Genomic DNA, 21,536 nt, shown 5'->3' with positions numbered 1-21,536 from the left:
CTACTCTGTTATAGTCCTAAATGTAAGGTTTACCCGCGGAGTTGTAACCTTTTTTGTAGGTGGCAGGCGGTGCAGCCAGTAGGTTTGAGTTGTACCTTTCATTACTAACAAACTGCCGTGTTCTAAAAACACATCGACCACGCTTTTGTCTTCCTTATGCTTAAAAGCAAACTTACGCTCTGCACCAAAACTAAGTGAGGCAATGGCGCCGTTTTTCTTCAGGTCTCTTTCGGCATCACTGTGCCAGGCCATACCTTCATTACCATCATGGTACAGGTTTAAAAGACAGGAATTATAGGTTTCTCCGGTAACTTCTTCAGCCAGTTTTTTAAGTTCTAAGAGCTCTGGTGTCCAAGACAGGGCGTGCTTGGTAGTATTACTATAGGTATATTCAAACGGGCGGTCGCCATACCAGGCTACTTTACGTTTTGTGATAATGAGCTTACCAAAAATAACAGCCTCGTCGTTGCGCCATTCTATAGTATTGAGCAGCACATCACGATAATGATTGGCTTTCGCCAATGGCATGATGTGGCCGTAGTAATTCACGGTGCCATCTTTGGGGAGTAGGTTTTGGGAGGTATCGGGTTCAGGGTTAAAAAGGTCTAACATAATGTAAAGATACAATAGCTGTAAGAACAATTTGGCGTCAGTCGATAAACACTATTATTAAAAATGATAATTCTAAAAAGATCGCCACGCTCCGTCCCTCCGCTCGCGATGACAGTACGGCTGAGTGAAGCCGCTCCCTCTCCTTCGGAGAGGGCTGGGGTGAGGCCAAAAAAAACCCGTACTTTTCAGCACGGGTTCATGATATACTATAAACACTATAACTTATGCAAGCATGGTTACAGGGTTCTCAATGTATTGTTTAAGCGTTTGCAGGAATTGTGCCCCTGTAGCGCCATCAATAGTACGGTGATCGCACGTTAGTGTTACCGTCATTGTATTGCCTACTACAATCTGTCCGTTCTTAACAACCGGTTTCTGGATGATAGCACCTACAGAAAGGATAGCCGAGTTAGGCTGGTTGATAATTGAAGTAAACTCGCTGATACCAAACATACCAAGGTTAGATACGGTAAACGTACTACCTTCCATTTCGGCAGGAGCCAGTTTTTTGTTTTTCGCTTTACCAGCAAGATCACGTACCGAAGCACCAATTTGAGTAAGACTCATGTTATCGGTAAATTTAAGTACCGGTACAAGAAGGCCGTCTTCTACAGCAACAGCAACACCTATGCTAATGTGTTTGTTGTAAATAGTAACGTCTTCTTTCCACTGGGTATTAACCTGTGGGTGCTTGCGTAGCGCCATAGCACATGCTTTAACTACCATGTCGTTAAACGACACTTTAGTATCCGGCACAGCGTTAATAACATTACGGCTTGCAATAGCACTGTCCATGTCAAGTTCTATGGTAAGGCTATATTCAGGAGCGGTAAATTTAGATTCAGCCAGGCGACGGGCAATAACCTTACGCATCTGGTTGTTCTTAACCTCTTCTGTAGCAACTTCACCAGACGGAACGTATACAGGAGCAGCAGCCTTAGCAGGAGCAGCTTCTTTAGCAGCAGGAGCAGCTTCTTTAGCCGGAGCCGGTGCAGCAGCAGCCGGAGTATAGTTCTCAATATCTTTCTTAACAATACGTCCGTTTTCGCCAGATCCTTTTACTTTAGCAAGGTCTACACCTTTATCTTTAGCTATTTTACGAGCAAGTGGCGATACAAATACCCTGCCTCCGTTTGCAGTAGCAACTTCTTCAGTAGTATCTTCTTTAGCCTCTTCTTTTGCAGGAGCAGCTTCTTTTTTATCTTCAGCCTTAGCTTCTTCTTTAGGAGCAGCTACGGCAGGAGCACCACCATCTTTAAACGCGCTAACATCAGTTCCCGCAGGTCCTATGATAGCAAGTGTACTGTCTACAGGAGCAGTTTCGCCTTCATTAACACCAATATAAAGTAATGTACCGGCGTTAAAAGATTCAAACTCCATAGTAGCTTTGTCCGTTTCGATCTCAGCCAGGATATCTCCTTCTTTAACTTCGTCTCCTACTTTTTTAAGCCATGTAGCTACAGTACCATCAGTCATGGTATCGCTAAGGCGTGGCATAGTAACTACTATAACACCTTTAGGAAGTTCAGCCGGAGCAGCCGCTTTTGGCTCCTCTTTTTTCTCTTCCTTAACCTCAGCTTTAGCTTCCTCAGCTTTAGGAGCTTCCTTCTTCTCTTCAGCAGGGGCATCGCCACCTTTACCGTCAAGAAGTGCCTTATAATCTTCGCCTTCTTTACCTATAACGGCAAGAACACTGTCTACAGGGGCAGTATCGCCTTCCTGGATTCCTATATATAATAAAGTACCTGCATCAAAAGCCTCAAATTCCATAGTGGCCTTATCAGTTTCAATTTCTGCAAGTATATCACCTTCTTTTATTGTGTCGCCCACTTTCTTTAGCCACGTTGCAACGGTACCTTCTGTCATGGTATCGCTAAGGCGCGGCATGGTTATAATCTTTGCCATGTGTTATTTTAGTTTATGTGGTAAGAATGGATAGTTTTCCTGATCGTACACTACGTCATACATTACGCTTAGCTCCGGATAGTCAGACTCCTCAGCAAATTTCTCGCATTCAGCAACAAGATCTTTAACCCTGTTATCAATAGCTTCTATTTCCTCATCCGTTGCGTAGTTATTTTCTTTGATAACATCAAGCACCTGGGTAATAGGGTCTATTTTTTTGTACTCTTCTACTTCTTCTTTAGTACGGTAGTGCTGTGCATCACTCATAGAGTGACCACGGTAACGGTACGTTTTCATTTCAAGGAAGGTAGGGCCATCGCCACGACGTGCGCGCTCTATAGCCTCTGTCATAGCCTCAGCTACTTTTACAGGGTTCATACCGTCTACAGGGCCACATGGCATTTCATAACCAAGACCAAGTTTCCAGATATCTGTATGGTTAGCGGTACGCTCTACAGATGTACCCATTGCATAACCGTTATTTTCTACGATGAATACTACAGGAAGCTTCCATAGCATAGCCATGTTAAATGCTTCGTGAAGCGATCCCTGGCGTGCAGCACCGTCACCAAAATAGGTCATGGTTACACCACCGGTTTCAAAATATTTATCGGCAAAGGCAAGACCTGCGCCAAGAGGTATCTGGCCACCCACAATACCGTGACCGCCATAAAAACCTTTTTCTTTAGAGAAGATGTGCATAGAACCGCCAAGCCCTTTAGAAGTACCTGTGCCTTTACCAAGAAGTTCTGCCATAACGCGGCGTGGGTCTACACCCATACCTATAGGCTGAACGTGGTTACGGTAAGCAGTTATCATTTTGTCTTTACCAAGTTCCATGGCATGAAGTGCCCCGGCTAATACTGCTTCCTGGCCATTGTATAAGTGGAGGAAACCCCTAACTTTTTGCTGAATGTATAAAGCCGCAAGCTTGTCTTCAAACTTTCTCCAAAATTGCATGTCTTCATACCATTTCAGGTATACTTCTTTTGTTATTTCTTTCATTGCTCAATTAATGTTGCTCGTGGTACTTAAAAAAAATTTAAAGAGATACGCAAACTGTTTTCCTCACACAAATTTGCGACAGGCAAAAATAGCACATCCCTTTTATAACTAAAAAATTTACACCAAGTATTTTACTATTTTTTAAAATACAGGGTAAAAAAATAAAGGGGATTGAAAAAACAATCCCCTTTGTACTATAAATCTTTGCTCCCAAAAACAAGGGGCAGTAAGTTTTTTAACGATTCAGAACAGTATACTTTGCCTTCTTCTCCCATAAACCAGATCTCAATAGGCGTATCCTGCTTTAGCTCATATTCACCTATTGACTGCCTACAGGCACCACAAGGCGGTATAGGACTATCAACCAGCCTACCCTCAGAAGCGGCGGTTATGGCCATTTTCAAAATCTTAGCATGCGGATAAACTGCACCTGAATGAAATATAGCCACCCTCTCGGCACAAAGCCCGCTGGGATATGCTGCATTTTCCTGGTTAGACCCTACAACCACTTCGCCGTTATCAAGCAGCAAAGCTGCTCCTACCCTAAATTTAGAATAAGGTGCATATGCGTTATTCCTGGCCGCTACAGCTTTTTCCATTAGCTGCTGCACATCGGCAGGCAATGCCGCTGCAGACGGATAAACGTTAAACGTTGTGGTAATACTTAATTGTTCCATCTACTAATATTCGTCGTAATCGTCGCCAAAGTTAAAGGTAAGCGAAAAACGTAATGTATTTTCAAGCGGGTTTCTTACTGTTGAAGCAGAGAACAGGTAAGAAAGGTCTATCTTAAGTGTGGTGTATTTAAAACCGGCACCAAGAGAGAAAAACTTACGCGCACCTTTTTGCTGGTTCTCATTAAAGTACCCCATACGCAGGTTGAACGCCTGATTGTAAGTATACTCAGCACCTACAGAGTACGTTATTTCTTTTAGCTCTTCGCCAAAACCACCCGGAGCATCTCCAAATGATTTTAAAGCCCCAGACACCCAGTTTGTACGGTTATAACTACTTAGCTTATCATCATATGCCTGGTTTGCAACTTCCTGTTCTGCACCGCTTATTTCGCCATCGCCATCTGCATCTATAGGAGCAACAGTTGCAGGAGGTGTAGGAACAAGCAACTTAGCAAACTCTACACTAACACCCACAGTATTGTATTCGTCAAAAATAAAATCGAAGCCACCACCCAGCCTTAAATTGGCAGGAATAAAGTTATCATCTATATCATTACCGTCATAGCTAATTTTAGGCCCAAGGTTCTGAAAGTTGAAACCAGCCCTCCAGCGACCATCAAAATCTGTATAAGCCGTTTCTTCGCTTTGATAAAAACCTGCTACGTCAAATGCATATGTCCTGGCTGCGCTTGCATCGCTGCTACCACCTACGGCTTCCGGAATACGAAGGTTAGAGTTAATAAAACGACCTGCAACTGCCATCGAAAAATGTTCGCTAAGTTTTAGCGAGTACGAAAGGTCTACAGCAAGTTCATTTGGGCTGCGTGTTACTACAGGCTCATCCGGATCTGGTGTTTGCCTAAGCTCAATATCTCCAAGACCAAAATAACGAAGGCTGGCGCCAAAGGCGCTCTGTTCATTAATTTTATTGTAATATGTTACCTGCCCAAGCGAAATATCATTTGCAATACTTGTAAGGTATGGTGTATAACTAAATGAAACACCCTGCTCTTTTAATGCAAAAGCATACTTAGCGGGATTCCATTGTTGTGAGTAAGCATCTGATGATGTTGCAACACCCTGGTCTGCCATACCCGCGGCACGGGCATCTGCGGCAATTAGTAAAAAGGGAACACCGGTAGTTATAACACGATCGTTATTTTGGGCTTTAGCCACCTGGACACCTAAGACGCAAAGGGCTGCTAAAAGAATCTTTTTCATTATGTGGTTGTATGAATTTAAGGGAGACAAATATACTATTTTTTACAGCAATACAAGTTTTTCAAACTTTTCTGCCTTTTTATTTGTGGATGAAGAACGTACGGTAAGCTTGTAAATATACACACCCTTACCTATTTTATCGCCAAAATCGTCGCGGCCATCCCATTTAACATCGCGACTCAAAAAGCCATCTGTAGTTACCTGCTGATTAAGGGTACGCACTATCTTACCTGTTACAGTAAATATCTGCACCTGAACATCCAGCGGCTCAAAAGGACGGTTATGATTGAACCAAAACTCTGTATAACTAACAAACGGGTTAGGATAATTAAGCACCTTCTCTAACTGCAATTCATCGCTACCGGTTACTACAAATTGAATTTCTGTGGTAACAAGGTTGTTATACACATCCCATGCTTTAAAAGTAAGGGTATGAATACCTTTAGAAAGGTTTACAAATGGATAATGCACCTTGCCACGTGTATGATCGTTAGCATCGGCTTCATAATAATCGTTCATAAGGAATGGACTTGTTTCATTACCATCAAGTATCCCTATGATATCATGGCCTATACCACTTGATGTGTTGATACCGTGCGCATCTGCAAGATATGCCAACAATATAGGGGCATCATTTGTAATACCGCCCGAAACAAACGATTCATCGTTCATGTACAGCGTAACTGTGGGCGGGGTCGTATCTGCCTCTGCATTAGGATTAACACCACCTACCCGGATAGCAACATCTACCCCCGTCTGATCTTCGAGAACGCCATTCTTTTTAGAATAAAAACTTACGCGCCCGTTACCCACCGGCACGCGAATGTCTCGCGGCACTACAAAGCCAAAATCAAATTGGCCATTAGTTACTGTAGCATTTCCCCTAAAAATGGCTTCGCCGAGTGTAGTAAACGGTCTCTTTATATCTTGATTATCATTATTTAGCGTGGTACGCGCCGTAGGCTTATCAAAAACGGTAGCCTGAACCTCGCCATTGTAACCACTAAGAACAACACCGGCCTCGTTAGTAACCTGTCCTGACAGCTTTACATAAGACAACGATTTTAGTGTTTCTGTAGACTCTGCCACAGGTACATCATTAATTTTTGTAAGTACGATATTAATCTTTGGCACAGCAAGATGCAGCGCAGGATCGCCAATGAAAGATGAACAGGTTTTAAACTGGCTGGGGCCATTTACAGAAGCTTTTGTCCTTCTAAAAGCCTCTGCCATACTGGGGTAATCATATGTATTAGTTGGCGTATATGAATAAAGATACCCGGAAAGCAATTTATTAAGTTCTTTCGCTTCATTTATAAATATAGCACGGGTTGTGGTTATCATAGCAATTGCACCACCTACAGGGTTTTTATATATAAGCTCTCCAGTTGACTCCAAATATGGATTATCAAATTTAGTAAGCTCGCAGGTAGTGGTTATAAACAAAGGATATTTATATTGGTTAGTAAGACCCTGAGCATCTGTTGCTCCAAAAATACGTTCTGAAGCCATACCAAGTTCGCTACCATGTCCCAAATAGTTTACAACAAGCGCTCCATAGTTTATATAACGCAAAAGTTCTTCTTTAGCATCCGGGTAGCGCTGCCCACCCGATGACGCCTGCTGCACATAGGCATCCATGTACACTTTGCGCATATTGATAAAATTTTTATACTGCGCAATTGATCCTGCAATGCCTTCCAGAGAGTCTATAAAAACATCAGTCCCCCTCACATCAACATCATCAGCAAGCATAACATATTCATTACGCCAGCGGCCATACGACTCTTCACTAAGATATTCTACCACCTTATTTATCATTTGCCCGGCATCTGCAACGGTCGTTACCAGCATACGCCCCACAGCTATATCAAGTCCATAGTCTGAAGCACTCGTCATCAACCCCTCATTATCATCCATTGCACCATAAAAATCGTCTGTAACAAAGGTATTTGTAAGGCTATAATTACCCTCTCCCGTGTTAGACAGATTTATACCGTGCACTGTAGGCACTATATTTGTATTTCGGGGAATACGGTTTTTATAATCAAAAGACGCATCTCCAAAAAGGTTAAGGTATTTAACCCGCTTATCTACAGAAGACGCATTGTTATAAACATACTTTACAAAATTGCGTATCGCTCCTATATCCTGCTTACCAGACGAAAACTCTTCATAGATACTTTCGAGGTTTACCACTTTTACATTCAGCCCTTCGCGGTTACGATGGATGGCTGCCAGGCTCTCAGCACTGGCATTTAAAAACTGTGGTGTTATAATAAGGTAGTCAATATCCTGAAATTGCCCCTGAGCATTTTTAAATATTGTCCCTTTAAGGTTTTGGTTAGCCACCCGGGGTTTAGCATCGCGAAGCGGCATATAGTAATCTGACGGTACTACTGCAACATATTGCCGCACCTCGCCCCCACTGCCCGTAAAAGAAAACGAAGCACCCGTAGTATTAGCCATTGTCGTGGCATTATAAATATCAGTAACATCCCAAACCTCACTAATAGAAGCCGCCGATGTGAAATCATATTTTATCGGCCCAAGAGCTGACTGTGCTGCATTAAGCTTAAATCTATATTGCTTTATACCGCCCTTAAGTGTACGTTTTGCCTGCAGGGTTATATAATCGAGCCACGCACCGGCAGAAGGCACACCATTATTATTATAGGTAAGCTTAATTTTTATAGTACTACCCGCAGATACAAATGTGCCCGAATAATAACCATCTATTGCAAGAACAAGACTACTTGGTGTACCTATAAAACTTATCGTACCCGCAGCTGCACCATTTGCTTCAACCGCCATAGTAGACGAACTTACAGAATTAGCAGCAGCACTTACCGCCAGGGTTACCGGCTCTGTTGTTACAATATCGGGTACAGAAAATTCAAAAGTTTGTTCGTTCTCTACATTAAACGCTTCGCCATGCCATTTACGACCAAGCCTTGCAATGTTTACAAGATCTTTTTCATGGTATAGGTAGTCATCAAAAACACCTGTTGTAATTACAGGAGACGCCGTAGGCTGCACCAGCGCCTGGACACGCTTACCCGGTGATGCACCCGCTGTAACGTAGTAATACGAGCGGTCTGAAAAAAGATTATTATTTGTACGGCTTTCCGCATTCCAGTTATCAACCCCTTCGGCATAAAAAAGGATGTAATCATTACTATCAAACACACCATCTTCCTCACCTACAAACCGAACGGCATTTTCAGCCAGATCCATAGGATAATACGTACTGTTTGACATTGGAAGCATACGGCCACCATTGCCGTAAATTTTTATAGTACGCGGATCTGTATTGGTATCAAAACCAAGGCTACTTAAAAAAGCGCGTGTAATTTTATAGACACCCGACTTTTCTACATAAAAACGGTGCCACCCACCGGAATTAAGCACCGAATTAGATATAATGTTAGCAGCGGAAGTACTACGTTGTGCATTGCGGTCATTATCATAAGTAAAGCTAAATGACTTTACACGCTTATAACCCGAACCACTCTTAATAATAGGATTAAGGCTTAACCTGGCAGACCATTGCCCCCTTGCATTTACAGAGCTAAGCACCGCATTAATGACAGACGGCATATTGGCCCGATTAAGACCACCAAGCTGCACCGCACTTACATCTTCATACACTAAATTAGTAATACGCAAAGAACTATCATCAAGCTTACCACCCACAGCAATACCGTAACGAAATAAAAGCACACCCGCAGATGCGTTAAAATCCATATAAGACGCATCAAAATGAGGTATGCTAACAGTATAGTCTCCCACTGTTGTACTGGCTATTTCGGTCCAGTTTAAGATGACATCTTCACGCTGTTGAGCATGTAAAAGCGCTGAAAACAAAATTAGTATATAAAAAAAGCTCTTTTTCATCAATTGGAAAACGCTAAAAAAAGCGTTATATTACAGGTAAAAAAAAATATTTAATAATTCCTTTTGCAATATTACTTCAAAAGGAGCGTTATTAAAATGTACATTTAACATAATTTTAGATTTTTAGCAAAAATATTAAAACAGTGTTGCAGTTTAATGGTTAATTATTATATTGCGCCACGAAATTTATTTACCTACAGAAAGATGAAAGTTAACAAAATCACGGCTTTAAACATGTTACTAGCGCTGGCAGTAACATTGGGTTTTACCAGCTGCAGCAAGAAGAGCTCAGGCGGAGGTAACACCTCGAGCGCTACGGGATGGAAAATTAATGACAAGAAGGGTGGTTTCCAGCACAATTCTAAGTACAAGAAGCAGGAAGCTGCGCCCGGGCTTGTAGAGGTAGAAGGAGGAACTTTTACCATGGGTAGGGTTCAGGACGATGTAATGCACGATTGGAACAATGCTCCAACGCAGCAGCACGTACAATCTTTCTTTATGGATGAAACTGAGGTTACCAATGTTATGTACATGGAATACCTTGACTGGCTTAAAACTATTTTTCCTCCTACAGAAGAAAATTACAAAAACATTTATGTAGGTGCACTACCTGATACCCTTGTATGGAGAAGTGCCCTTGGATATAATGAAACCATGACTAATAACTACCTTAGACACCCTGCTTATAGCGAGTATCCGGTAGTAGGTGTTAGCTGGATTCAGGCTGTTGAGTTTAGCAAATGGAGAACTGACCGTGTTAATGAAGGCGTGCTTGAAAAAGAAGGCTACATTAAAAAAGACGCTAAAATAAAAGATGTTACTGCAGAAAACACCTTTAGTACAGAAGCTTACCTTGAAAGCCCTAGCAAAAGCTACGGTGGTAACGAGGAAATTGCACTAAAAGGGCCACGCAACAAACTTGCTGGTAAAGAAGAGGCTAAAAACGTATATGCTCAAAGAACTTCAGGACTTATACTTCCTGAATACAGGCTTCCTACCGAAGCTGAGTGGGAATATGCTGCTATAGCACTTGTAGGTAACCGTGAGTACAACCTGTACCGTGGTAACAAAAAATATCCTTGGAAAGGTATGTACACCCGTAATGGTAAAAGAGTTAAAAAAGGTGACCAGCTTGCCAACTTTAAACAAAATAAAGGTGACTACGGCGGAATTGCAGGATGGAGTGATGACAATGCTGACATTACTGCTCCTGTAAAATCTTACCCACCAAACGACTTTGGCCTTTATGATATGGCTGGTAACGTAGCTGAATGGGTAGCCGACGTTTACCGTCCTATAGTAGATGATGAAGCAAATGACTTTAACTACTACAGGGGTAACGTTTACATGAAAAACAAAATTGGTGAAGACGGAAGAGCTGAAGTTGTAACAACTGAAACTATACAGTATGACACCCTTGCTAACGGTCGTATCCAGTACAGAAACCTTCCTGGACAAATAGCTCAGGAGCCTATAACTGAAGACGATGCTTACCTAAGGCAAAACTATACAAGAGGCGATAACAGGAACTACAAAGATGGTGATAAGCAATCTATCCGCGACTACTACTCGTTTGGCGCAGAAGATGGAGCTACTCCTGAAAACAAGTTTACTGAAAAGATGTACAACGCTCCTCAAAACAAAGTTTCTGCTGACAGTGCAGGTGAAAGCCTAATCAAAAAAGTAGATACTAAAAGAAGAACTACACTTATTAACGACGACGTTCGTGTGTTTAAAGGTGGTTCTTGGAGAGACAGGGCTTACTGGTTAGACCCTGCACAAAGAAGGTACTATCCGCAGGATATGGCTACAGACTACATCGGATTTAGATGTGCTATGTCTAAAGTAGGACCAAAAAGCAGCAAAAAAACTGCCAGAAACTAATTCTGTAAAACATAAATTTAGAAAATAATGCCCTAATTTTAGGGCATTATTTTTTTTATATACCCTATGCAAATATCAAAACTGTATTCTTACTTTTTAGAATGTTCCGGCATAAGTACCGACACCCGTAAGATAACTCCCGGATGCCTGTTTTTTGCCCTTAAAGGCGATAATTTCGACGCCAACAACTTTGCATCCCAGGCACTGGAAAAAGGTGCCAAATATGTAGTTATAGACAATCCCGCATTTGATAACGGTACTACTACCCTGCTAACAACAAACAGCCTTGAAGCACTGCAACAACTTGCAAGGCATCATAGAGAGCAATTAGGCCTGCCCGTTGTAGCACTTACCGGCAGCAACGGAAAAACTACTACTAAAGAGCTTATTAATGTAGTGCTAAGCAAAAAGTACAGTGTTACTGCCACCATAGGCAACCTTAACAACCATATAGGCGTTCCGCTTACACTGCTTTCGTTTACAAAAGATACTGAGATTGGTATTGTAGAAATGGGAGCCAACCACCAAAAAGAAATTGAGTTTTTGTGTGAATTGGCACTACCAAACTTTGGCTACATTACAAATTTCGGTAAGGCGCATCTTGAAGGTTTTGGGGGTTATGAAGGTGTAATAAAAGGTAAAAGCGAACTGTATGCTTACCTCGAACAGCATACCAAGATGGCTTTTGTAAACCGGGATGATGCAATACAGAGCGAAAAGACAAAGGATATAGCATGCTTTACATTTTCGGCACATAAGCACAACAGTAATGTTACGGTTAGTGATATAGAAGCAGATCCGATGGTAAGCCTTTATTACAAAGATCTGCACATACAGTCTAATCTTATAGGCATATATAATGCCGCAAACATAAGTGCGGCAATAGCTATTGGTAATTATTTTCAGGTACCGGATGAGCTGATTAAAGAAGCCATAGAACGATATGTACCGGTTAATAACCGATCGCAGATGATAGAAAAAAATGGTAACCATATAATACTTGACGCATATAATGCAAACCCAAGCAGTATGGCAGCGGCTATAGCAAACTTTGTACAGCTTGACGGCGAAAACAAAACAGCCTTTTTAGGAGATATGTTTGAGCTGGGCCCTGAAAGCCATGACGAACATAAAAAAGTGGTAAGCCTGCTGGAAAATGAACATGATATTACCGTATATTTTGTAGGCAACGACTTTTATGCTAACCGCACCGCACAATCTAATTTCTATTTTGCACAGAGTTTTGACCTTCTTAAAGAAATGCTGGCCGGCAAAATATTTACACATAGTACCATACTTATTAAAGGCAGCCGGGGTATGGCGCTTGAAAGGGTTTTAGACCTGATATAAATTACCTTAAATAGGGTAAAAGCGGCTCTAACCACCTTTACCCTATTTTGCTTTTTCCGTTTGTTCTGCAAGATCACTCTTTTCAAACTCAGTAGGTGTCATTCCAAAATGCTTTTGAAAATTACGTCCAAAACTTGTCTGAGATTTGTATCCTACTGTTTCGGCCACCTCATACACTTTCATATTTGTGGTTTTAATAAGGTGTGCGGCCTTTTTGAGCCTGCTTAGATTAATCAGCTCATTGGGCGATAAATTACTTAGCTCGCGTATGTTTCTGTAAAGCGTAGAGCGGCTCATGTTCATATAATCGGCTATTTTATCTACACTCAGCTCCTGGTCTTTAAGATTATCTTCTATAACCTTATCAAGCCTGTTTAAAAAAGTGTTATCTACACCCGCACTTGCCAGCGATTTTAAGTGAGCCAGCGGTGAGCTTGAGAAATGCCCCAGTATATTTTTACGGTTTTCAATTAAATTAGCCATCTGTACCAAAAGGTAATCAATAGAAAAAGGTTTTGTAATATAGGCATCTGCCCCCGATTCTAATCCCTCAATCTTTGCACTTAATGCGCTCTTGGCTGTTAAGAGTATAACCGGAATATGGCTGGTTTTCTCTGTCTTCTTTATCTCTTTACATAATTCAATTCCGTTTTTAACCGGCATCATTACATCACTTATTACAAGCTTTATTTCGTGCTTTGCAATCATTTTAAGCGCTTCCTCACCATTCTTTGACACCAGCACATTATACCATTCTGATAGCTCAGAAAAAATAAAATCTGCCAGCTCTTTATTATCTTCTACAACAAGTATAAGTGGTGCCTGCTTGTTAAATGTTTCACTCCCGGTTTCCGTCATATTCTCTATTATAACCGGCGAAGCCTTAAGCGATTTATATTCTTCACTCTGGTGTATGGGTAAACTAAGCACAAAGGCATTAAGCTGTGTTTCGTTACTATCAATATACAGCATACCATTGTGCAACAGAGCCAGCGAATGTGCCAGCGAAAGGCCAATACCTGTCCCTGTGCTTTGTTCATCGGCAGGCATACGGAAAAAAGGCTCGAATATCCTCTTCTGGAAATCGGGAGGTATAAGTTGTCCATCATTTTTTACGATAACCTCAAAACTATCAGCATCAGCAATCAATAATACGCTTACAATGTTTCTTGAATACTTTATGGCATTGCCAAAAAGGTTGCTCAATACCTTACGTAGTGCCTCTTCATCTGCAAAGGCATATACATCTTCAACCGGCATATTCATTTCAAAGCTTAAATCTTTATCTTGTATCATCTGGCTAAAACGCTCATGCGTTTCTGCAATAACCTCAGAAACATTTACTTCTACAAAACTCAGTTTTATGTGTTTCATTTCAGCCTTCCTGAAATCAAGAAGCTCATTTACAAGATTAAGAAGCCTTGACGTATTTTTTTCCATAATACCAAGATTCTTTGGTATTTCGGGCGATTTATATTTCTGCCTGAGTAACTTTTCTAAAGGGCTCTTTATAAGCGTTAACGGAGTACGGATTTCATGCGCCACATTAGTAAAAAACTCAATTTTTGCCTGGTATATTTCACGTTCCATGTCGTTTTCTAACTGTCGGATACGCAGGTTATTTTTACCCCGTGTATACCGGTGATAGTAACGCAATGAGAAATACCCCATGATAACCAGTATTATAAAATAAAGCGCATAAGCAATTTTACCGGCATAAAATGGAGGTAGCACCGTTACTGCCAGTACTCCATATTCTTTACTCCATACACCAGAATTATTGAGTGCCTTAACTTTAAATACATAATCGCCAGCCGGCAGCTCGGTAAAATTAACTTCATGATTTTTACCTAATGCCAGCCAGTTATCATTAAGCCCCTCCATCTTATACCAGTATTCGGTTTTTTCGGTAGAGGTAAAACTAAGCGACGCAAATTCAAGCTTAAAGGTGCTCTGATGATTATCAAGCACAATAGCATCAGAAAATATAATTGATTTTTGTAAAGGCGAATCTTCTTTACCTACAGGCACATCTTTATTATTAATAAATATATCTGTTATGTAAAGCGGCGGATTAAAGTTGTTCCTGGTAAAGGCAGCAGGATTTAGGCTTATCAGCCCTTTTACGCTGCCAAAATACATTTCGCCATCGGCATCCTGAAAAGCAGAACAATAGTTAAACTGGTCGCTCAATAAACCATTTGATTTAGAGAATACTTTTATGCCCTTATTTTCAGGATCAAATTGCACCAGGCCGTTGCTACTGCTTATCCACAATTTATGCTCTTTATCTTCCAGCATGGCATAGGTAACATTGCTGGGAAAACCATCTGCTTTTGTGTAACGCTTAAATCCTTTTCCATTTGCTTCTAAAACATTAAGTCCGTTCTCTGTGGTAACCCATAAGCGGCTCCTGCTGTCTTCAAAAATGCCGTTTATTTCATTACAGCTTATACTCGACTTATTTTTCTGCTCAAAACGATAAAACCCTTTCTTACGGGTTTTAGGATTATAATAATACAGACCATCCCAATATGTACCGGCCCAAAGCACACCGGCATGATCTTCTATCAGGTAGGTATAATGGTACATTTCAGGAAAGCCATCCATTAATTTAAACGAATCCGTTTCCGGAAGATATTTATGAATACCTGACGAAGTAAGTACATAAATATCGTGCGCTTTAGATTCGTATATGTAAAATATAAAGTCGCTCTTAAGACCACCCCTGCCCTGCCCATAATGTTTTATGATTTTACCAGACGGTATATCCATAATATCAAGGCCATGCTCAAAGGTACCTATCCATAGCTCGTTACCCCTCGCAAGCAAACCATGTATATTATAATGTGAAAGGCCGCCCTTGCCTGCTCCTGTAGAGTAGCTTGAAAACTTACCCGTTTTAAGATTAAGTTTATTAAGCCCGGCATCTTCAGTACCTATCCATAAGTTACCGTATCCATCCTTTTTTATTTCCCTTACAGCATTGCCACTTATAGAGTTTTCCCCCACCTTTGGGAAATACCTATTAACAGGTGTAAAAGGCTTGGGGTAATAATTAACACCACCAAAATAGGTACCTATCCACACACCCTGCTCTTTATCTAATACAAGGCAATACACCGCATTATCTGATAGGGAATATGGATCACCATAGTTTTTTTTAAGGCTTTTATAAGCATGGGTGTTATTGTTGTACACATACAAGCCAGACTCTCCTCCTATCCACAGTTCATTTCCTTTCTTTAAAAAATGGCGTACAAAAAGAGGTTTATCACCATCGGGAATTAGCGAACTGAGGTTTCGTTTTTTTAAATCATATAAAAACGCTCCGTGACTTTTTGTACCTATAAGCACACCATTATTACCATCTACGGCAATGGCAGTAATTATAACCCGGCTATTGCCAGAATTAAAATCAAGATCAACTTTTTGAAATGAATTATTTTCCGGCACATATTTATACAACGCATCTGATGAGGCTACATAAACTTCGCCCTTATTATTGTGTGTTATATAGTTTACATAAAGCTGGTCATATTTTTCCGGCCTTGCATCTGCATCATTATTTTTTGTTAACTTAAACAGGCCTCCCGCAGCTATAAACCATAAGCTACCGTCATTATTACTTTCAACATCTAATATGGGTAGGTTTCTGGTAGCCTCAATAAGCGAGAAAGATTCTGTTTTTTCATCATATTTAAAAAGGCCGGTATCTGTGCCTACCCACAAATAGTCATTAAACTCATAGAGGCAACGTATAAAATTACTGCCTATACTACTGCTATCTTCTGGTATATGCTGAAAAACCTTAAAATTATACCCGTCATATCGGTTCAAACCGTCTTTTGTACCAAACCACATAAAGCCTTTACTGTCCTGCAGCATACATATAACAGAGTTATGCGACAGTTTATCTTCTACCTGCAGGTGCTTAAACGAATAATTCTGACCACTTAAGGTAGCAGTAAACAGAAAAAAGAAGGCATATATACATATATATTTCATAGGTGCAAAGTAACGCAAGACAACGTTTTCGTAAGCATACATTTAGTATCATATTTCAACAAAATAGTTCACAGCTGTATTTTTATAGCCAAAATTTTAACATTGGCACGTTTTGAACAAAGAATGAAACATTTTCATACCACCACATGCCTGTTAAATAATCTACTTTTGAAAACGATGTAGTTGAAGTGTTTTTTTAACCAAAATTCTAATATTACAAAAAAAGGCGTATATATATTGTATCATTGGCAATTTACAGTTTTATAACCTGATTAAGAAATACTATAATATAGTGTAAAAGAGCATGCAACTTCGTCAATTTGTATCAATTAACCCTAATGGATCAAAATTTCTAAAATGAAATCTATGAGAACTATTTTAAATTTAATCATTAACACAAAATTCCTGCTATTGCTGGCTGTGTTTGGTGCGCAAAGCGCCTTTTCGCAGGCCGGCATTCAGGTAACGGGAACCGTTAGTACCGCAGACGGTAAACCCGCACCTTTTGTTAACGTTGCCGTTAAAGGTACTGGCACTGCGATTTCGTCAGACCTTGATGGTAATTATGCCGTACAGGCTCCGGCCGACGGTACGCTGGTGTTTAGCAGCATCGGGTTTAAAACGGTAGAAGTTGCTGTAAACAACCAAACCGTTATTAATGCCACACTACAGGAGGATGCCGCCCAACTGGAAGAGGTAATTGTTGTAGGTTATGGTACACAGAGGAAAAAAGACCTTACCAGTGCCATATCTGTAGTTGATGCCAGCCAAATACAAAAAAGGCAAAGCACAACTGTAGCAGAAAGCCTGCAGGGGCTTGCTACCGGTGTTAGTGTACGTGGTGGCGGGCAGCCGGGATCTGAAGCTAAAATAGAGATTCGCGGACTTAAAAACCTCCAGAACTCTAACCCTCTTTATGTAATTGACGGTAACATTACTACCGCTAACCGCGATTTTAACCCGAATGACATCGAATCTATCCAGATTCTTAAAGATGCGGCCGCAGCTGCTATTTATGGGTCGCGCGCTGCAAATGGTGTAATAATTATTACAACCAAGAAAGGTAAAAAAGGACCGCTTAAAATTGAGGCCAGTTCTAAACTGAGTATTACCAATGTGCCTACATACAATCTTGCCAGCAGGGATGAGTTTATAAACATCACCAATATGGCTTATGACAACGCGGGCCAGGCAAGACAAAATTTTAATATGGATGTTAATACCGACTGGCAGAAAGAAACGTTCCGTACGGGTATGATACAAGATCAAAACGTTAACTTTTCGGGTGGTGGAGATAATTCTACATTCTTTATGTCTGCCAACTACTTTGGTAATAAAGGTACTGTGATTGATACTGATTTTGACAGGATATCATTCCGTGTAAATACCAGTGGCAAGAAAGGCATATTCAGCATTGGAGAAAATCTTGCACTATCAAACTCTCAGGCTAACGAAACCGGTGGACCGGAGGCTATGAGGGGTAACCCATTTATTGATGCGATAAGGATGTATCCTACAATTCCGGTTCGTGATGCCCGCAACCCGGGTGGTTATGGTTATGGAGAATCTGGTGTTGCAGAAACCTTTGCAGCAAACCCTGTAGCTATTGCTAACCTTATAGACCAGAATATTAAAAACTTCAGGATAAGGGGTAACGTATGGGCAGAAATACAACCTTGGGACTTTTTGAAATACCGCGTAAACCTTGCTTACGAAAGCAGCTTTGACAGCTTTGTATATCTTAGAAAAAAGGGGAGCTGGACACTTAACCAACCTGATGACCCATCTTTAACAAACCAAAACAGGGCACAATCTCAAAATCAATTATTTGAAAATACAATTACTTTTAATAAAGACTTTGGTAAGCACAGCGTTACCGCTCTTGCAGGTACAACTTACCAGAAACAAAGCTATGAGCAGCTAAATGGCCAAAAACGTAATCTGCTTATTAACCCGTCTACAGGATCGTATTTTGATGTTTTAAACCAGGGTAATAATCCTTTAGTAGGTGGCTTCAGAAACGAATCGTTACTACTATCTTATCTGGGCAGGATAGAGTATAACTACGATAACCGTTACCTTTTAAACGCAGTCGTTCGTAGAGATGGATCATCAAAATTTAGCGATGCTAATAAATGGTCAAGCTTTCCATCGGTTTCCGTTGGCTGGAGAATAAACAATGAAAAGTTCTTTAATGTAAAAGATATAAATGAGCTTAAGCTTCGTGTAAGTTATGGTGAACTTGGTAGTGGTAACATAGGCGAATATGAATATATGGCCTTTATCAACACCTTTGGTGCCGCAGTATTTGGCAAAGACCAGAAAATGCAGGAAGCAGCAACACAGGTAAAGCTTGCTAACTCAAAGTTACAGTGGGAAACACTTAAACAAACTAACTTTGGTTTTGACTTAGGAATGTATGATAACAGGCTTAACGTAACCGGAGATTACTTTATCGCAAAAACCGAAGACGTGTTATTTGGTTTCCCTATTCTTATGAGCACAGGTAACGATGGAGGTAACCCTATCTCTAACGCTGCAACTGTACAAAACAAAGGTTTTGAAATTAATGTAGCCTGGAACGACCAGATAACAGAAGATTTTAGCTACAACGCAAGCATTAATTTTACAAGCCTGAGAAACAAACTTGTAAGACTAGGTAATGGCTTAAATGAAAACTACTCGGGCAATACTGTAACACGCGCAGGCCAACCGGTAGGTATGTGGTATGTGCTGCAAACAGATGGTATATTCCAAAACCAGGCAGAAATTGATGCACACGTAAACTCTGCCGGACAAATAATACAATCTACTGCTGTACCGGGAGATATTCGCTACAAGGATATTAACGATGACGGACAGATAACAAACGAAGATAAAATTGTAGACGGTAGTCCATGGCCTAAATTTGAAATGGGCTTTAATGCAGGTGCTACTTATAAAGGTTTTGACTTTTCTATGAACTGGATAGGATCATTTGGAGCTACAGTTTATAATGGCTATAGCAGTATTGTAGACGTTTTTAACGGCGACCACAATTACCGCGCCGGTGCACAGCCATGGACACCGGAAAACCAAAGCACAACAACCCCAAGAGCCAATAAAGACACTTCACTAAGTAACCGCGGCGATACAGACCGTTTTCTTGAAGACGGTAGCTTTGCCAGGTTAAAGTACATAGGTATTGGTTATACATTACCTAAAGACCTGGTCTCTAAAATTGGTTTTGACAGGGCACGCCTTAGTGTATCGGCTCAAAACGTAATTACAATAACAAAATACGGAGGCCTTGACCCTGAGTTTGTTAACAACAACATTTTTGAAAGAGGTGTAGATTTTGGAGCATTCCCTAACGTACGCACTTATTCAGTAGGAGTGGAACTTGGTTTCTAATCAAAAAACAATTGCAACAATGAAAAAAATATTATTATATAGTACATTACTGGGCGCGCTCCTGTTCTTTAACTCGTGCAACGAGGATGAGCTAAACCTTACAAGCCCCAATGACCTTCCTGCAGACCAGTTTTGGAAATCACCTACAGATGCAGAAAAAGGTGTTAACGCTATTTATGCCATGTTCTATAAAGACGGGCTTTGGGCCAGATGGATGTATTTCCGCATGGATCTTACGTCTGATGAAGGCTTTAGCAAAAGCCCATGGGCAGAACTTGCAGACTGGACACGTTTTAACTATGTAAATTATAACTTTTGGGAAGGTAACAGCGTAACTTTCAGAGACTCTTATAAGGCCATATTTCGTTGTAACCAGGTACTCACAAATGTGCCGGACATTGAATTTACAGATGCAGCCAGAAAAGAGTCAATATTAGCTGAAGCTAAATTTATGAGGGCAGTGCATTACTTCTATGCGGCAGAGCTTTGGGAAAATATCCCATTGGTACTTGAGCCTTCAGAGCCTACAGACCGCCCTGCACAAAACACTAAAGAAGAGGTATTTGCACAGGTCGAAAAAGATCTTAACGAGGCTTTTGCTGCACTACCATTATCATGGGATATTAACAACACCGGAAGGCCTACGAAAGGTGCTGCTAAAGGGTTTCTTGCAAAACTATACATGCAGCAGCACCGCTGGAACGATGCAAAGCTTGCTATGGATTTTCTTATTAGTGGCGAGGGTGCACAATACAGCCTTGTTTCTAACTATAAAGACAACTTTACTGCTGCAAACGAAAACAATACTGAGTCGGTATTTGAAATACAATTCAGTGGAGAGCGTCTGGGTGGTACAGGAGAAGATGCAAATGCAGCCATGTCTAACTCCAGGCAACAGTTTTTTGCTCCTCGCAGCATCGGCTGGTCAGACGGGCAGGCACGCAACTGGCTTATAGGCGCCTTTAAAGAAGAGCCTAACCAAAATGGCGGTATTGATGAGCGCCTGCGCCATACTCTTTTCTACCCGCAGCTACAAGCAGATTTTGGCGACCTTACTTATGGCCGTACCTGGCAGTGGGGAACTGATGAAGCATGGTTCCGCAAGGGAGCAAGAGATTATTACCGTAATAACGAAGATTACTATGCTGAAGTAAATTACAGGCTGGTACGCTATGCCGACATTTTGCTTATGTACGCCGAAGCGCTTAATGAGCTGGGGCAAACAGCTGATGCTTACCAATATGTAGATATGGTAAGAACCAGGGCTAAAATGGTTTCACTTGCTACGGCTCACCCGGAAATAGGCAATAACCATGACTCGTTCCTGGCACGCCTTAAAAAAGAAAGGGTACTGGAACTGTGTGGCGAAAGCGTGCGCTGGTTAGACCTTAAGCGTTGGGGCGACCTTGACACTCAGGCGGCTGTTGATGTTATTGCACAAAGAGATCCTGACTTTAACAACTTTATTGTAGGCAAATCTATACGCCTGCCATTACCACAAAGTGAGGTTGACAACAACCCTAACCTGACACAAAATCATGGTTATTAATTAATACTATTATTCCCATGGCGGTTTATTGCTAA

The 21,536-nt window shown here is 41.0% G+C and carries 11 protein-coding genes; 4 read left to right on the top strand and 7 right to left on the bottom strand.

Annotation, left to right across the window (positions count from 1 at the left end; genetic code table 11):
• The 6 genes from DYH63_RS01190 to porU all read right to left on the bottom strand — a co-directional run bounded on the left by DYH63_RS01190 (position 1) and on the right by porU (position 9,317).
• Complete coding sequence (locus DYH63_RS01190) at positions 1-612, bottom strand: alpha-ketoglutarate-dependent dioxygenase AlkB family protein (RefSeq protein WP_116787059.1); 612 nt, start codon at positions 610-612, stop codon at positions 1-3.
• A 222-nt stretch (positions 613-834) separates the two neighbouring features.
• Positions 835-2,517, bottom strand: coding sequence for a pyruvate dehydrogenase complex dihydrolipoamide acetyltransferase (locus DYH63_RS01185; protein WP_116787058.1), 1,683 nt, complete (start codon positions 2,515-2,517; stop codon positions 835-837).
• 3 nt (positions 2,518-2,520) lie between these two features.
• Entirely contained in the window at positions 2,521-3,522 is a 1,002-nt protein-coding gene (pdhA, locus tag DYH63_RS01180; RefSeq protein WP_116787057.1) for a pyruvate dehydrogenase (acetyl-transferring) E1 component subunit alpha, read from the bottom strand.
• Between the two features lie 194 nt (positions 3,523-3,716).
• The gene (locus DYH63_RS01175; protein ID WP_116787056.1) at positions 3,717-4,199 is read right to left on the bottom strand and encodes a cytidine deaminase; all 483 of its coding nucleotides are present in this window, start codon (positions 4,197-4,199) and stop codon (positions 3,717-3,719) included.
• A 3-nt stretch (positions 4,200-4,202) separates the two neighbouring features.
• A complete protein-coding gene (porV, locus tag DYH63_RS01170) occupies positions 4,203-5,420 on the bottom strand; it encodes a type IX secretion system outer membrane channel protein PorV (protein WP_116787055.1) in 1,218 nt (405 codons plus the stop codon).
• A gap of 42 nt (positions 5,421-5,462) precedes the next feature.
• Positions 5,463-9,317 carry a type IX secretion system sortase PorU gene (gene porU, locus DYH63_RS01165; protein WP_116787054.1) on the bottom strand — a complete coding sequence of 1,285 codons (3,855 nt, stop codon included), beginning with the start codon at positions 9,315-9,317 and terminating at the stop codon, positions 5,463-5,465.
• Between the two features lie 204 nt (positions 9,318-9,521).
• Between porU and gldJ the strand changes: the two genes are divergently transcribed.
• Positions 9,522-11,201 carry a gliding motility lipoprotein GldJ gene (gene gldJ / locus DYH63_RS01160; protein WP_116787053.1) on the top strand — a complete coding sequence of 560 codons (1,680 nt, stop codon included), beginning with the start codon at positions 9,522-9,524 and terminating at the stop codon, positions 11,199-11,201.
• Between the two features lie 66 nt (positions 11,202-11,267).
• On the top strand, positions 11,268-12,551 hold the full coding sequence (locus DYH63_RS01155) for a UDP-N-acetylmuramoyl-tripeptide--D-alanyl-D-alanine ligase (RefSeq protein WP_116787052.1): 1,284 nt from the start codon (positions 11,268-11,270) through the stop codon (positions 12,549-12,551).
• 42 nt (positions 12,552-12,593) lie between these two features.
• On the opposite strand, the gene DYH63_RS01150 is transcribed toward DYH63_RS01155, so the two are convergent.
• Positions 12,594-16,559 carry a hybrid sensor histidine kinase/response regulator transcription factor gene (locus tag DYH63_RS01150; RefSeq protein ID WP_116790710.1) on the bottom strand — a complete coding sequence of 1,322 codons (3,966 nt, stop codon included), beginning with the start codon at positions 16,557-16,559 and terminating at the stop codon, positions 12,594-12,596.
• A 366-nt stretch (positions 16,560-16,925) separates the two neighbouring features.
• Here DYH63_RS01150 and DYH63_RS01145 point away from each other — a divergent pair, with 366 nt between their 5' ends.
• A complete protein-coding gene (locus tag DYH63_RS01145; RefSeq protein WP_162926882.1) occupies positions 16,926-19,952 on the top strand; it encodes a SusC/RagA family TonB-linked outer membrane protein in 3,027 nt (1,008 codons plus the stop codon).
• Between the two features lie 19 nt (positions 19,953-19,971).
• On the top strand, positions 19,972-21,501 hold the full coding sequence (locus tag DYH63_RS01140; RefSeq protein WP_116787051.1) for a RagB/SusD family nutrient uptake outer membrane protein: 1,530 nt from the start codon (positions 19,972-19,974) through the stop codon (positions 21,499-21,501).
• The last annotated feature ends 35 nt before the right edge of the window (positions 21,502-21,536 follow it).

The sequence above is a fragment of the Flavobacterium psychrotrophum genome (genome assembly GCF_003403075.1).
GTDB classification, from domain to species: domain Bacteria; phylum Bacteroidota; class Bacteroidia; order Flavobacteriales; family Flavobacteriaceae; genus Flavobacterium; species Flavobacterium psychrotrophum.
The sequence above is the reverse complement of the archived record's forward strand: the minus strand, read 5'-3'. Positions and strand labels throughout refer to the sequence as shown.

What these genes read in the sequence shown, in the direction of transcription:
- DYH63_RS01190 (WP_116787059.1), bottom strand. Translation starts at nt 612, where the DNA reads ATGTTAGACCTTTTTAACCCTGAACCCGATACCTCCCAAAACCTACTC.
- DYH63_RS01185 (WP_116787058.1), bottom strand. Translation starts at nt 2,517, where the DNA reads ATGGCAAAGATTATAACCATGCCGCGCCTTAGCGATACCATGACAGAA.
- pdhA (WP_116787057.1), bottom strand. Translation starts at nt 3,522, where the DNA reads ATGAAAGAAATAACAAAAGAAGTATACCTGAAATGGTATGAAGACATG.
- DYH63_RS01175 (WP_116787056.1), bottom strand. Translation starts at nt 4,199, where the DNA reads ATGGAACAATTAAGTATTACCACAACGTTTAACGTTTATCCGTCTGCA.
- porV (WP_116787055.1), bottom strand. Translation starts at nt 5,420, where the DNA reads ATGAAAAAGATTCTTTTAGCAGCCCTTTGCGTCTTAGGTGTCCAGGTG.
- porU (WP_116787054.1), bottom strand. Translation starts at nt 9,317, where the DNA reads ATGAAAAAGAGCTTTTTTTATATACTAATTTTGTTTTCAGCGCTTTTA.
- gldJ (WP_116787053.1), top strand. Translation starts at nt 9,522, where the DNA reads ATGAAAGTTAACAAAATCACGGCTTTAAACATGTTACTAGCGCTGGCA.
- DYH63_RS01155 (WP_116787052.1), top strand. Translation starts at nt 11,268, where the DNA reads ATGCAAATATCAAAACTGTATTCTTACTTTTTAGAATGTTCCGGCATA.
- DYH63_RS01150 (WP_116790710.1), bottom strand. Translation starts at nt 16,559, where the DNA reads ATGAAATATATATGTATATATGCCTTCTTTTTTCTGTTTACTGCTACC.
- DYH63_RS01145 (WP_162926882.1), top strand. Translation starts at nt 16,926, where the DNA reads ATGAGAACTATTTTAAATTTAATCATTAACACAAAATTCCTGCTATTG.
- DYH63_RS01140 (WP_116787051.1), top strand. Translation starts at nt 19,972, where the DNA reads ATGAAAAAAATATTATTATATAGTACATTACTGGGCGCGCTCCTGTTC.